The 13,490-nt window shown below is 69.7% G+C and carries 11 protein-coding genes; 5 read left to right on the top strand and 6 right to left on the bottom strand.

The window, feature by feature from the left end; genetic code table 11:
* Window positions 1-3,201: an efflux RND transporter permease subunit gene (locus HBH26_RS09965; RefSeq protein WP_168134445.1), complete on the bottom strand. Its 3,201-nt coding sequence runs from the start codon at window positions 3,199-3,201 to the stop codon at window positions 1-3.
* 6 nt (window positions 3,202-3,207) lie between these two features.
* Window positions 3,208-4,437 (bottom strand): efflux RND transporter periplasmic adaptor subunit, encoded by a 1,230-nt coding sequence (locus HBH26_RS09970; protein WP_209308460.1) that lies wholly within the window; start codon window positions 4,435-4,437, stop codon window positions 3,208-3,210.
* 95 nt (window positions 4,438-4,532) lie between these two features.
* Here HBH26_RS09970 and HBH26_RS09975 point away from each other — a divergent pair, with 95 nt between their 5' ends.
* Genes HBH26_RS09975 through HBH26_RS09985 form a run of 3 tightly spaced genes read left to right on the top strand, consistent with a single transcriptional unit; the run spans window position 4,533 to window position 7,784 of the window.
* Window positions 4,533-5,168: a TetR family transcriptional regulator gene (locus HBH26_RS09975; RefSeq protein WP_168134446.1), complete on the top strand. Its 636-nt coding sequence runs from the start codon at window positions 4,533-4,535 to the stop codon at window positions 5,166-5,168.
* 37 nt (window positions 5,169-5,205) lie between these two features.
* Window positions 5,206-6,780: an alpha-amylase family glycosyl hydrolase gene (locus HBH26_RS09980; protein WP_168134447.1), complete on the top strand. Its 1,575-nt coding sequence runs from the start codon at window positions 5,206-5,208 to the stop codon at window positions 6,778-6,780.
* A complete protein-coding gene (locus HBH26_RS09985) occupies window positions 6,777-7,784 on the top strand; it encodes a glycosyltransferase family 4 protein (protein ID WP_168134448.1) in 1,008 nt (335 codons plus the stop codon). The genes HBH26_RS09980 and HBH26_RS09985 overlap by 4 nt, the downstream gene beginning before the upstream one ends.
* Window positions 7,785-7,917: 133 nt before the next feature.
* Here the strand turns inward: HBH26_RS09985 and accC are convergent, their stop codons facing one another.
* The 3 genes from accC to aroQ all read right to left on the bottom strand — a co-directional run bounded on the left by accC (window position 7,918) and on the right by aroQ (window position 10,334).
* Window positions 7,918-9,267, bottom strand: a complete 1,350-nt coding sequence (gene accC / locus HBH26_RS09990; RefSeq protein WP_168134449.1) for an acetyl-CoA carboxylase biotin carboxylase subunit — start codon at window positions 9,265-9,267, stop codon at window positions 7,918-7,920.
* Between the two features lie 101 nt (window positions 9,268-9,368).
* Window positions 9,369-9,839, bottom strand: a complete 471-nt coding sequence (gene accB / locus HBH26_RS09995; RefSeq protein ID WP_168134450.1) for an acetyl-CoA carboxylase biotin carboxyl carrier protein — start codon at window positions 9,837-9,839, stop codon at window positions 9,369-9,371.
* Window positions 9,840-9,887: 48 nt separating this feature from the next.
* Window positions 9,888-10,334, bottom strand: coding sequence for a type II 3-dehydroquinate dehydratase (aroQ, locus tag HBH26_RS10000; RefSeq protein WP_168134451.1), 447 nt, complete (start codon window positions 10,332-10,334; stop codon window positions 9,888-9,890).
* 151 nt (window positions 10,335-10,485) lie between these two features.
* On the opposite strand from aroQ, the gene thiS reads away from it, so the two are divergent.
* Both thiS and HBH26_RS10010 read left to right on the top strand, forming a co-directional pair.
* Window positions 10,486-11,493 carry a sulfur carrier protein ThiS gene (gene thiS / locus HBH26_RS10005; RefSeq protein ID WP_168134452.1) on the top strand — a complete coding sequence of 336 codons (1,008 nt, stop codon included), beginning with the start codon at window positions 10,486-10,488 and terminating at the stop codon, window positions 11,491-11,493.
* Between the two features lie 80 nt (window positions 11,494-11,573).
* Window positions 11,574-11,756, top strand: a complete 183-nt coding sequence (locus tag HBH26_RS10010; RefSeq protein WP_168134453.1) for a CsbD family protein — start codon at window positions 11,574-11,576, stop codon at window positions 11,754-11,756.
* 79 nt (window positions 11,757-11,835) lie between these two features.
* Here HBH26_RS10010 and HBH26_RS10015 read toward each other — a convergent pair whose 3' ends face one another.
* Window positions 11,836-13,482, bottom strand: a complete 1,647-nt coding sequence (locus HBH26_RS10015; RefSeq protein WP_168134454.1) for a thiamine pyrophosphate-binding protein — start codon at window positions 13,480-13,482, stop codon at window positions 11,836-11,838.
* Window positions 13,483-13,490 lie beyond the last annotated feature (8 nt).

Consider the following 13,490-nt stretch of genomic DNA (forward strand, 5'->3'; position numbering starts at 1 on the left):
TCAGGCTCCTTCGCGCGCGGGCTCGTCGCCGTCGTGCGCGCGGTCGTGTTGGTCGTGGTGGCGGTGCTCCTGCGCCTCCGCCTGCGCCTTCTTGTCGCCGCCGAACAGGCGGACGACGACGACGAAGAACATCGGCACGAGGAAGATGGCGAGGATCGTGGCGGTCAGCATCCCGCCCACCACCGCGCGACCGATGGCGTTCTGCCCGCCGGCGCCCGCGCCGGTCGACAGCGCCAGCGGCAGCACGCCGAAAATGAAGGCGAGGCTGGTCATGATGATCGGCCGAAGGCGCAGTCGCGCCGCCTCCACCGCGGCGTCGAAGGCGCTCATGCCCTCGGCGATCCGCTCCTCGGCGAACTCGACGATCAGGATCGCGTTCTTCGCCGCCACGCCCATGGTCGTGATGAGTCCGACCTGAAGGTAGATGTCGTTGTTCAGCCCCGTGATCGCCGCGGCGAGCAGCGCGCCGACGACGCCCAGCGGCACCACCAGCAGCACGGAGATCGGCACCGACCAGCTCTCGTAAAGCGCAGCGAGGCACAGGAACACGATCAGCAGCGACAGGCCGTACAGCATCGGCGCCTGCCCGCCGGACAGCCGCTCCTCATAGGAGAGGCCGGTCCATTCCAGCGCCGTTCCCGGCGGCAGCTTCGCGTGGATCTCCTCCAGCGCTTCCATCGCCGCGCCGGTGGCTTCGCCGGGTCCCGGCGAGCCCTGGATCTGCATCGCCGGCTGGCCGTTGTACCGCGTCAGCTGCACGGGGGCGAGCGCCCATTCCAGCGTCGAGAAGGCGGTATAGGGGACCATTTGCCCGGCCGCCCCGCGCACGAAGAACTGCCCGACATCCTCCGGCCGCAGGCGGAAGGGCGCGTCCGCCTGAACGTACACGCGCTTCACCCGGCCGCGATCGATGAAATCGTTGACGTACGCGCCGCCCCAGGCGGTCGACAGCGTGGAGTTGACCGACGCGAGGTCCAGCCCCAGCGCCCCCGCCTTGTCCTGGTCGACGTCCACCTTCAGCTGCGGCGCGTCCTCCAGGCTGAGCGGGCGGACCTGCGCCAGTCGCTTGTCCTGCGCCGCCATGCCCAGCATCATGTTGCGCGTCTGCGTCAGCTTCTCGTGGCCGATCCCCGCGACGTCGACCAGCTGCACGTCGAAACCGGTGGCATTGCCCAGCTCCTGCACCGCGGGCGGCACCAGCGCGAAGATCATGCCGTCGGTATATTGGCTGAACGCGCCCATCGCGCGTCCGGCGATCGCCTGCGCCTTGTTCTCCGCGCCGGAACGGTCCGCCCAATCCTTCAGGCTGATGAAGGCCAGGCCCGCATTCTGCCCTTGTCCGGCGAAGCTGAAGCCGTTGATCGTGAAGACCGACGCGACGTTCGCGCCTTCCGCCTTCAGGAAATGGTCGCGGATCAGCGCCAGGCCCTTGTCGGTGCGCGCCGTGGTGGCGCCCGACGGCCCCTGGACCAGCGCGATCACCGTGCCCTGGTCCTCGTCCGGCAGGAAGCCGCTGGGCAGCCGCACGAACAGCAGCACCATTCCCGCGACCACGAGCAGGAAGACCACGCCCGACCGCACCCAGTTGCGCGCGCCATACTTCACGCCGGCGACGTAGCGGTCGCGCGTGCGGTCGAACCGGTCGTTGAACCAGCGGAAGAAGCGCGCGATCGGCCCCTTGCCCTCGTGCTTGTCCGGATCGTGCGGCTTCAGGATGGTGGCGCACAGCGCCGGCGTCAGGATCAGCGCGACCAGCACCGACAGCACCATGGCGCTGACGATGGTGATCGAGAACTGGCGATAGATGACGCCGGTCGATCCGCCGAAGAAGGCCATCGGCAGGAACACCGCGGACAGGACGAGACCGATGCCGACCAGCGCGGACGAGATCTCGTCCATCGACTTGCGTGCCGCCTGCTTGGGGCTGAGGCCCTCGTCCTGGATCAGCCGCTCGACGTTCTCCACCACCACGATCGCGTCGTCGACCAACAACCCGATCGCCAGCACCATGCCGAACAGCGTCAGCGTGTTGATGGTGAACCCCGCCACCGCCATCACGCCGAAGGTGCCCAGCAGCACGACCGGCACCGCGATCGTCGGGATGATCGTGGCGCGCCAGTTCTGGAGGAAGAGGAACATCACGAGGAAGACGAGGACGACCGCCTCGATCAGCGTCTCGATCACCTGCTCGACCGACAGGCGGACGAAAGGCGTGGTGTCGAAGGGGTAGACGACCTTCACGTCGGCGGGGAACTGCCGCGCAATCTCGTTCACGCGTGCCTTCACCAGCTCCACCGTGTCGAGCGCGTTCGCGCCCGCGGCCAGGCGGACGCCGAAGCCCGACGCCGGCTGCCCGTTGTAGCGGGTGTCGAAACCGTAATTCTCCGCGCCCAGCTCCAGCCGCGCGACGTCGCCCAGGCGCACGATCGCGCCGTCCGCGCCGGTCTTCAGCCGGATCTGCGCGAACTGCTCGGGCGTCTGCAACCGCGACTGGACGGAGACGGTCGCGTTCAGCATCTGCTCCTTGGGAGCGGGCTGCGCGCCGATCTGTCCGGCGGAGACCTGCGCGTTCTGCGCCTGCACCGCTGCGGTCACGTCCGCCACCGTCAGCTGGTAGTTGTTCAGCTTCAGCGGATCCAGCCAGATGCGCATCGCATATTGCGCGCCGAACACCTGCAACTCGCCCACGCCGGACACGCGGCTGACGGGATCCTGCAGGCGCGAGACGACCATGTCGGACAGGTCGGTCGCGGTGTGGCTGCCGTCGGTCGAATACAGGCCGACGATCACCAGGAAGCTCGCCGCCGATTTCTGCACCTGCAGGCCCTGCCGCTGCACCTCCTGCGGCAGCAGCGGCGTCGCCGCCTGCAGCTTGTTCTGCACCTGGACCTGCGCGATGTCGGGATCGGTCCCCTGCTCGAACGTCAGCGTGATCGTGACGTTGCCCGACGAGGACGAGGAGGAGGAGAAGTAGCGCAGATTGTCGATGCCGCGCAGCTGCTGCTCGACGATCTGCGTGGTGGTGCGCTCCAGCGTCTCGGCGTCGGCGCCGGGGTAGACGGCGTTCACCGTCACGGTGGGCGGCGCGATTTCCGGAAATTGCGCGACCGGCAGGCTGCGGATCGCGATGACGCCGGCCAGCATCAGCACGATGGCGATGACCCATGCGAAGATGGGCCGGTCGATGAAGAAGCGGGACATGGGAGGTTACTTCGCCTGAGCCTGCGACGGTGCGGCCTGCTGACCCCCCGCCTGCTGACCCCCCGCCTGCTGACCCCCCGCTTGCTGACCCTGGGGCTTGGCGTTCGGGTTCCACGGCACCGCGCGCACGGCCATGCCGGGCCGCAGCATCATCGCTCCCTCCATCACCACCTTGTCGCCCGCGTTCAGGCCCTTGGTGACGATCCAATTGTCGCCGATCGTGCGCGTCGTCGTCAGGATGCGCGGCTGGAGCTTGCCGTCCGCGCCGACGACCAGCGCGCTGGCCTGGCCGCGCTCGTCCCGCGTGACGGCGCGCTGCGGCACCAGCAGCGCGTCCGGCTCGGTGCCCTGGATCAGCTCGGCGCGCACGTACATGCCGGGCAGCAGCAGACCGCGGGGGTTGGCGAAGCGGGCGCGGATCACCTGCGATCCGGTCGCGGGGTCGACGCTGACGTCGGCGAACTGCAATTCGCCCTCGATCGGATAGACGCTGCCGTCCTCCAGCCGCAACCGGACCTTCGCCGCGCCGCCGCCGCGCGTCAGCTCTCCCGCCATCAGCTGCTGGCGCAGCTTCAGCAGGTCCGCGCTCGACTGCGGCACGTCGACGTAGATCGGGTCCAGCTTCTGGATGGTGGTCAGCGCATTGGTCTGCGCGGCGGACACCAGCGCGCCGGTCGTCGTCACCGATCGGCCGATCCGGCCGGAGATGGGCGCGCGGATGGTGGTGCGGGCAAGGTCGATCTGCGCGGATCGCAGCGCCGCCTGCTGTGCGGCGACGTCGGCGCGCGCCTGCTGCGACGAGGTGATCGAATTCTCATATTCCTGGCGGGCGATGGCGTTGATCTTCACCAGCTCGCCGTAGCGCCGCGTCAGCGCCTCGCTCGACGCGATGGCGGCGCGGGCGCGCGCCAGCGAAGCGCGCGCACTCGCCACCTGCGTCAGATAGGGCTGCGGGTCGATGCGATAGAGCGCCTGCCCCTTGGTGACGTTGTCGCCCTCCTCGAACAGCCGCGCCAGGACCAGGCCGTTGACCTGCGGGCGCACCTCCGACGTCTCGAACGCGGTGGTCCGGCCGGGCAGCGTCGTCGTCAGCGTCACTGCCTGGGGCTGCACCTGCACGACCTGCACCGTGGGCGGACCCTGCGGCGCTTGCCCCTGCTGTTGCGAGTCGCCGCCGCCGCCACACGCCGACAGCGTGAGGAGCACCGCAGGAAGGGTCAGGCGCACAAAGGTCATGACAAACTCGCCGAGGATGATAAATGTGAGTGATCGATCACTCACTTTGCTGCTACTGCGAAGTAAGTGTCAGGTCAATCATGGATTGTGGACGAGTGTCGGACGGCGCAACGACAAGGCATCAGCAAGGTTCCCAGCGCTCGCGCGCGGACGAGCGGCGCGAGCGGATCCTGACCGCGGCGAGCCGGCTGTTCGCCGAACAGGGATTCCACAACACCGGCATCGCGCAGATCGCGCGCGAGTCGGACGTGCTGGTGGGACAGCTGTATCGCGATTTCGCCAGCAAGCAGGACATCATCGTCGCGATCGTCGAGCGCGACATGCAGGACTTCCTGCCCGACGTGGAACTGACCACCGCGCTCGACGCGAACGACCATCCCGCGATCCGCCGCTGGATCACCCGCTTCATCTCCTGCCCCCCCGAGGAAGGCGAAACCAACCATCGCGTCATTTCCGAGATCATCGCGGAAGCGGCGCGAAGCGACCGCGTCGCCGGTGTCGTCACCCGCATCCACCAGAGCTTCCGCAGTCAGTTGAGCAGCGCGCTCGAGCGGCTGGCACCGGGCGACGCGCGGGCGCGCCGGCGCGAGATGCTGGTGGAGGTGATCCTGACGATCTCCAGCGGTGTCTTTCAGCGCCGCGTCACCTTCCGCGACGCGCTGCCGGACGAGGTGATCGCGGTACTGGCGGAGGGCGTGCAGCGGCGCATCGACATGCTCGCCGCATCGTGATGGCGGAACCATCGCCGGTGCGCGCCCTTCTCGCGGGATGACGCCAGCAATCCCCGGCCGCGCACCCTGGTGGCAGTGCGGCGTGATCTATCAGGTCTATCCCCGCTCGTTCCAGGACAGCGACGGCGATGGAGTCGGCGACCTGGCCGGGATCGAGGCGCGGCTCGACCATATCGCCGACCTCGGCGTCGATGCGATCTGGCTGTCGCCGATCTTCCCCTCGCCGATGGCGGATTTCGGCTACGACGTCGCCGACTATTGCGACGTGGAGCCGATGTTCGGCGATCTCGCCGCCTTCGACCGGCTTCTCGCCGCCGCGCACGCGCGCGGGCTGAAGCTGCTGCTCGATTTCGTGCCCAACCACACCTCGACGCGGCATCCCTGGTTCGTCGCCAGCCGATCCTCGCGCGACGACCCCAAGCGCGACTGGTACATCTGGCGCGATCCCGCACCCGATGGCGGCCCGCCGAACAACTGGGTCAGCGACATGGGCGGGCCGGCGTGGGAGCATGATCCGGCGACCGGCCAATATTACCTGCACACCTTCCTGAAGGAGCAGGCCGACCTCGACTGGCGCAACCCCGCGGTGGTGGCGGCGATGGGCGACGTGATGCGGTTCTGGCTGGGCCGCGGCGTCGACGGCTTCCGCATCGACGTGCTGTGGCACATCGTGAAGGCCGAGGGGCTGCCCGACAATCCACGCAATCCCGACTGGCGCGAAGGAATGGCGGAGAAGCTGACCCTGCTCCAGCACCATTCCACCGACCAGCCGGAGGCGCACGCGCTGGCGGCACAGATGCGCGCGATCGCCGACGGTTACGGCGACAAGCTGCTGGTAGGTGAGATCTTCCTGCCGCGCGAGCGGCTGATGCGCTGGTACGGCACGCCGGAGCGCCGCGGGGTCCACCTGCCGTTCAACTTCGAGCTGATCGAGAATCCGTGGGATGCCGCCGTGCTGGCGCGTCTGATCGCCGGCTACGACGCCGCCATTCCCGCGCACGGCTGGCCCAATTGGGTCATCGGCAGCCACGACGCCCCCCGCATCGCCGCGCGCGTGGGCGAGGCGCAGGCGCGCGTCGCGGCGATGCTGCTGCTGACGCTGCGCGGCACGCCCACCTTGTACCAGGGCGACGAGCTCGGCATCGGCCCGGTCGCGATCCCGCCCGATCGCATCCGCGACCCGCAGGACCTGCGCCAGCCCGGGCAGGGGCTGGGCCGCGACCGTTCGCGCACGCCGATGGCATGGGACGACGGCGCGAACGCGGGCTTCTCCGTCGCGGCGCCGTGGCTGCCGCTCCACGCCGACTGGCGCACGCGCAACGTGGCGGCGCAGGGGGCGGACCCGGCGTCGATGCTGTCGCTCTACCGCCGCCTGCTGGCGCTGCGCCGCGCCGAGCCCGCGCTGTCGCTCGGCACGATGACGGTGCTGGACGCACCCTCGGGCATCCTCGCCTATCGACGGGAACACGGCGCACGGCGCCTGACGATCCTCCTCAACCTGACCGCCGACGACGTCGCGGTCGACTGGAACGGGGAGGTGCTGCTGTCCACGCTGCCCGATCCGGTGCAGGCGGGAACGCTGCGCGGCAACGAGGGACTGATCGTCGCATGAGGATCGCGATGCTGGCACCGATCGCCTGGCGCACCCCGCCGCGCGCCTATGGCCCGTGGGAGCTGGTGACGTCGATGCTGACGGAGGCGCTGGTCGCGCGCGGCGTGGACGTGACGCTGTTCGCCACGCTGGACAGCGTCACCTCGGCCCGCCTCGACGGCGTGGTGCCCGCGCCGTACGAGGAGGATCCGGCCGTGGACGCGAAGGTGTGGGAGTATCGCCACCTGTCGCACCTGTTCGCGCAGGCCGACCGGTTCGACCTCATCCACAACCAGGCCGATTTCCCCGCCCACGCCTTCGCGCCGCTGGTCGCCACGCCGGTGGTGACGACGATACACGGCTTCGGCTCGGACCGCATCCTGCCGATGTACGCGGCGTATCAGGACCGCGTGCACTATGTCGCGATCAGCGACGCGGACCGGCATCGCGCGCTCCGCTACGCGGCGACGATCCACCACGGCATCCCCGTCGCCGACTTCACCTTCGATGCGGCGGGAAGCGACGACCTGCTGTTCTTCGGCCGCCTGCATCCGGACAAGGGCGCGGCGGAGGCGATCGCGGCGGCGCGCGCGAGCGGGCGCGCGCTCGACCTCTACGGCGTGGTGCAGGACCGCGGCTATCACGAGCGCGAGGTGCTGCCCGCGCTGTCCGATGCCATCCGCTATCACGGCCCGGTCGGCGGCGCGGCACGGGTGCGCGCGCTGGGCGCGGCGAGGGCGCTGCTCCACCTCATCAACTTCGACGAGCCGTTCGGCCTGTCCGTCATCGAGGCGATGGCCTGCGGCACGCCGGTGATCGCCAACCGCCGCGGCTCGATGCCCGAGCTGATCGAGGACGGCGTCACCGGCTTCCTCGTGGACTCGCCCGAACAGGCGCCGGCCGCGATCGAGCGCGCGGGCGAGATCGACCGGCGGGCCTGCCGCCGCGCGGTGGAGGAGCGCTTCTCCGTCGACCGGATGGCGGACGATTATGTGGCGCTGTACCGGCGGATTCTGGGCGGATAGGTGCTCCTGCGAATGCAGGAGCCCAGAGCTTCAGGCGCTGGTACCCGTCACCCTGTCCTCCTGCCTCCGCAGGAGCACGCCGCGCGTCGCCCCTGCCGCGCCGGCTGGTTTCCCCACCAACGGACGATCGCCTTCACCCCTGGCGGGAAAGCCACTCCTCCAGCCACTTGATCGTATACTCGCCCTGCTGGAACTCCGGATCGTCCAGCAGCGCCTGGTGCAGCGGGATGGTGGTCTTCATCCCCTCGATCACGAACTCCTCCAGCGCGCGGCGCAGGCGGCGCAGCGCGCCCGCGCGGGTCGCGCCATAGACGATCAGCTTCGCGATCATGCTGTCGTAATAGGGCGGCACCTTGTACCCGGTGTACAGCCCGCTATCGACGCGCACGTTCATGCCGCCGGGCGCATGGTACATCGCGACCTTGCCCGGCGACGGCGCGAAGGTCTTCCAGTCCTCGGCATTGATGCGGCACTCGATGGCGTGGCCGCGGAACTGCACCTCTTCCTGGCGGAACGTCAGCGGGTGCCCCTCGGCGATGCGGATCTGCTCGCGCACCAGGTCCAGCCCGGTGATCGCCTCCGTCACCGGATGCTCCACCTGCAGCCGGGTGTTCATCTCGATGAAGTAGAACTCGCCGTCTTCCCACAGGAACTCGATCGTTCCCGCGCCGCGATAGCCCATGTCGGCCATCGCCTTGGCGACGACGCCGCCCATTCGCGCCCGCTCTTCCGCGCTGATGACGGGGGAGGGCGCCTCCTCCAGCACCTTCTGGTGGCGGCGCTGGAGCGAGCAGTCGCGCTCGCCCAGGTGGATGGCGTTGCCGTTGCCGTCGCCGAACACCTGGAATTCGATGTGGCGCGGGTTGCCGAGATACTTCTCCATGTAGACGGTGGCGTCGCCGAACGCCGCCTTCGCCTCCGTCCCGGCCTGCTGCATCAGCGTTTCCAGATGCTCCGGCCCGGTGCACACCTTCATGCCGCGCCCGCCGCCGCCGCTCGCCGCCTTGATGATGACGGGATAGCCGATCTCGTCCGCCAGCGCCTTCGCCTCGGCGACATCGCTGATCGCCCCGTCGGAGCCGGGCACCAGCGGCAGCCCCAGCGCGCCGGCGGTCCGCTTGGCCTCCACCTTGTCGCCCATCGTGCGGATGTGCTCGGGCTTGGGCCCGACGAAGATGATGTTGTGCAGCTCGACGATCTCGGCGAACTTTGCGTTCTCGCTGAGGAAGCCGTAGCCCGGATGGATCGCGTCCGCGCCGCTGATCTCCGCCGCGGAGATGATGTTGGGGATGTTCAGGTAGCTGTCCACCGCCGCCGGCGGGCCGATGCAGATCGCCTCGTCGGCGAGCCGCACGTGCATGGCGTCCGCATCCGCGGTGGAATGCACCGCGACCGTCTTGATGCCCATCTCGTGGCAGGCGCGGTGGATGCGCAGCGCGATCTCGCCGCGGTTGGCGATCAGGAGCTTCTTTATCTGGGGCATAGGCTTCTCGTCCTACCGCCGTTCGCCCTGAGCGAAGTCGAAGGACACGCGTGTCGCATGGGCTTCGACTGCGCTCAGCCCGAACGGAGCGGGGGTAAGGATCACTCGACGACGACCAGCGGCTGATCGAACTCGACCGGCTGGCCATTGTCGACCAGCACCGCCTTCACGGTGCCCGCCGACGGCGCGGTGATCGGGTTCATCACCTTCATCGCCTCGACGATCAGCAGCGTGTCGCCCGCGGCGACGCTCTGCCCCACGCTGACGAACGGCTTCGCGCCGGGATCGGCGGCGAGGTAGACGGTGCCGACCATCGGCGAGCGCACCGCATTGGCGCTGACCGCCGCGGACGGTCCGCCCACGTCGACCACCGGCGGGGTGGTCGCCGGGGCGGCGGCGGGGGCGGGCGCGTAGGCGACGGGAGCGGCGGTCACGGCCGCGGCCTTGCGCGCCACGCGGATCTTGCGGTCGCCGTCCTCCACCTCGATCTCGGTCAGGTGGGTGGCGTCCAGCAGCTCCGCGAGCTGGCGCACCAGCTCCACGTCCACCTTCATGTGCGTTTCATCGGCCATATGGCTCAATTCCCCTGAATAGGGCCCCAGAACAGGGCGGCGTCCCTGTCAGATACGCGCCGCGGCTTCAAGCGCGAGCATATAGGACATCGCACCGAAACCGGCGATGCTGCCCTTCGCCGCCCGGCCGACGAAGCTGACGTGACGAAATTCCTCACGCGCGTGCGGGTTGGACAGGTGCACCTCAATCACCGGGGTCGTCACCGCCTTGATCGCGTCGTGGATCGCCACCGACGTGTGGGTGAAGCCGCCCGCGTTCAGCAGCACCGCCTTGGCGCCGCGCGCCTGCGCCTCGTGGAGCCAGTCGACCAGATGCCCCTCATGGTTGGACTGGCGCATGTCGATCGACAGGCCCAGCTCCTTCGCGCGGTCGTCCAGCCGGCCGGCGATGTCGTCCAGCGTGTCGTGGCCGTAGATGTCGGGTTCGCGCAGGCCCAGCAGGTTCAGGTTGGGGCCGTTCAGGACGAAGATGGTCGCTTGTGGGATGTCGGTCATGCGCCGGCTTTCGGTTGCGGGCCGGGACGACGGCGCCTAGATCGCCTCCATCCTACCCGTTCGTGTCGAGCGAAGTCGAGACACGTGCCCCACGGGTTCCCTCGCGTCCCACGCTTCTCGACTTCGCTCGAAGCGAACGGGTGGAAAGATCATGCCCCACTCCGACGGAACCGTCACCATCACCGTCAACGGCGAGCACAGGCGCGTCGCCGCCGGCCTCTCCATCGCCGCCCTGGCCGAGCAGCTGGGCCTCGTGCCGGAAAAGGTGGCGGTGGAGCGCAACCTGGAAGTCGTGCCGCGCTCCACGCTGGCCCAGGTGACGGTGGAGGACGGCGACGAGCTGGAGATCGTCCACTTCGTGGGCGGCGGCGACCACGCCGGCACGGTCGATGCGGACACCTGGACCGTCGCCGGCCGCACCTTCCGCTCCCGCCTGATCGTCGGCACCGGCAAGTACAAGGACTTCGCGCAGAACGCCGCCGCGCTGGAGGCGTCGGGCGCGGAGATCGTGACCGTCGCGGTGCGCCGCGTGAACGTGAGCGATCCCAACGCGCCGATGCTGACCGACTTCATCGATCCGACGCGGGTGACGTACCTGCCCAACACCGCCGGCTGCTTCACCGCGGACGAGGCGGTGCGCACGCTGCGGCTGGCGCGGGAGGCAGGGGGGTGGAACCTCGTCAAGCTGGAGGTGCTGGGCGAGGCGCGCACGCTGTACCCCGACATGCGCGAGACGCTGAAGGCGACGGAGACGCTGGTGCGCGAGGGGTTCGAGCCGATGGTCTATTGCGTCGACGATCCCATCGCCGCCAAGCAGCTGGAGGAGGCGGGCGCGGTCGCCATCATGCCGCTGGGCGCGCCGATCGGCTCGGGACTGGGTATCCAGAACCGGGTGACGATCCGGCTGATCGTCGAGGGCGCCGGCGTGCCGGTGCTGGTCGACGCCGGCGTCGGCCAGGCGAGCGACGCGGCGGTGGCGATGGAACTGGGCTGCGACGGCGTGCTGATGAACACCGCCATCGCCGAGGCGAAGAATCCGGTGATGATGGCCGCGGCGATGAAGGCGGCGGTGGAGGCGGGCCGCCTCAGCTACCGCGCGGGCCGCATGGGCAAGCGCCGCTACGCCGATCCGTCGAGCCCTCTTTCCGGCTTGATCTAGATTTACTGCGGCGCGGAACCGGCGGACGCGATGTCCGTTGTTCCTTCATCGAGATCAAGCAACGGTGAAGGAGAAATCCGATGGGTGAGATGGTCGACAAGATCAAGGGCAACATCAACGAAGCGGTTGGCAAGGCGAAGGAAGCGCTGGGCGACCACAACCGCGACGACAGCCTGAAGGCCGAAGGCCAGGCGCAGCAGGCGCAGGGCAAGGGCGAGCAGTTCAAGGGCAAGGTCAAGGGCGCGCTCGGCGACGACATCTGATCGCTGCGTGACCATGATCGATGGGCCGTCCGGTGCGAACCGGGCGGCCCTTCCGCGTTGAGCGGTGCTTGATGGCGCCTCAGCTCCGCCCCGCCATGGCGCTCAGCGTCGTCCCCGCGGTGATCTGCTCCACGTCCGTCACCACGTGCAGCAGCCGCACGCCGCGCTGCGCCATCGCGCGGTCGAGCGCGGGTGCGAATTCCTCCGTCCGCTCCACGCGCTCCGCCCAGCAGCCATAGGCGCGGGCGAGCGCGGCGAAATCCGGATTGTGGAGGCGCGTCGCGCTCTGCCGGCCGGGGAACTCGCGCTCCTGGTGCATCCGGATCGTGCCGTAGGTGGAATTGTCCACGACGACGACCAGCATCGCGGCGCCGTGCTGCACCGCGGTTGCCAGCTCCTGCCCGTTCATCAGGAAGCAGCCGTCGCCCGCCAGCGCCACCACCTGCCGCCCCGGCTGGCGCAGCGCCGCCGCGACCGCCGCCGGCACGCCATAGCCCATCGCGCCCGCGGTCGGCGCCAGCTGCGTGCCCGGCGCGGCATAGCGCCAGTAGCGATGCCACCAGCCGGAATAATTTCCCGCGCCGTTGCAGATGATCGTGTCCGCGGGCAGCGCCGCGCGCATCGCCGCCACGCACGGGCCGATGTCCATCGCCACCCCCTCGCGCGGCCTGGGCGTCGACCAGTCGACCCACGCCGCGTGCGCTTCCGCGCCGTGCGGGTGCGCCGGCCCGTCGAGCGCCGCCAGCGCCTCGGCGAACGCCGCCATCGTGGCGCAGATGGCCAGGTCCGTGCGGTACGTCATGCCCAGCTCGTTTGCGTCGGGATGGACGTGGACCAGCCGCTGGCCGGGATGCTCGAGCGGGATCAGCGCGTAGCCGTCCGTCGTCGCCTCTCCCAGCCGCGGCCCGGCGACCAGCAGCAGGTCCGCCTCGCGTACGCGCGCCACCAGTGCCGGATTGGGCCCGTAGCCCAGGTTCCCCGCCCAGGCCGGGCAGTCGTTCGGGATCGCGTCCTGTCGCCGGAACGCCGCCGCCACGGGCACGCCGGTGCGATCGGCCCAGGCGGCGAAATCCTGTCCCGCCACCGCGTCCCATCCCGCGCCGCCGACGATCGCCAGCGGGCGTTCGGCGGTGGCGAGCAGATCGGCCAGCCGCTCCATCGCGTCGGCGTCGGGCGCCTGCACGACCGGCTCCACGCGGGGCCGGTCGCTCGCCTCCACCTCGTCCAGCAGCATGTCCTCCGGCAGCGCCAGCACGACCGGGCCGGGCCGTCCGTTCATCGCCGTCGCATAGGCGCGGGCGACATACTCCGGTATCCGCCGCGCGTCGTCGATCCGCGCCGTCCATTTGGCCAGCGGGGCGAACATCGCCTGAAAGTCGACCTCCTGAAACGCCTCGCGGTCGCGCGTGCCGCGGTCGACGTCGCCGATGAACAGGATCATCGGCTGGCTGTCCTGCAGCGCCACGTGAACGCCGATCGAGGCGTTGGTCGCGCCGGGACCGCGCGTGACGAAGGCGATGCCCGGTCGGTGCGTCAGCGTCCCGTCCGCGCACGCCATGAAGGCGACGCCGCCTTCCTGGCGGCAGGTGACCACGTCGATCGAGGGCGTGTCGTGCAGCGCATCCAGCACGGCGAGGAAGCTCTCCCCCGGCACGGTGAAGATGCGGTCGCACCCCTGCGCCACCAGCTGGTCGACGAGGATGCGGCCCCCGGTGCGCTTCGACATGTGCTCTC

Source organism: Sphingomonas corticis, from assembly GCF_012035195.1.
GTDB lineage: Bacteria > Pseudomonadota > Alphaproteobacteria > Sphingomonadales > Sphingomonadaceae > Sphingomonas > Sphingomonas corticis.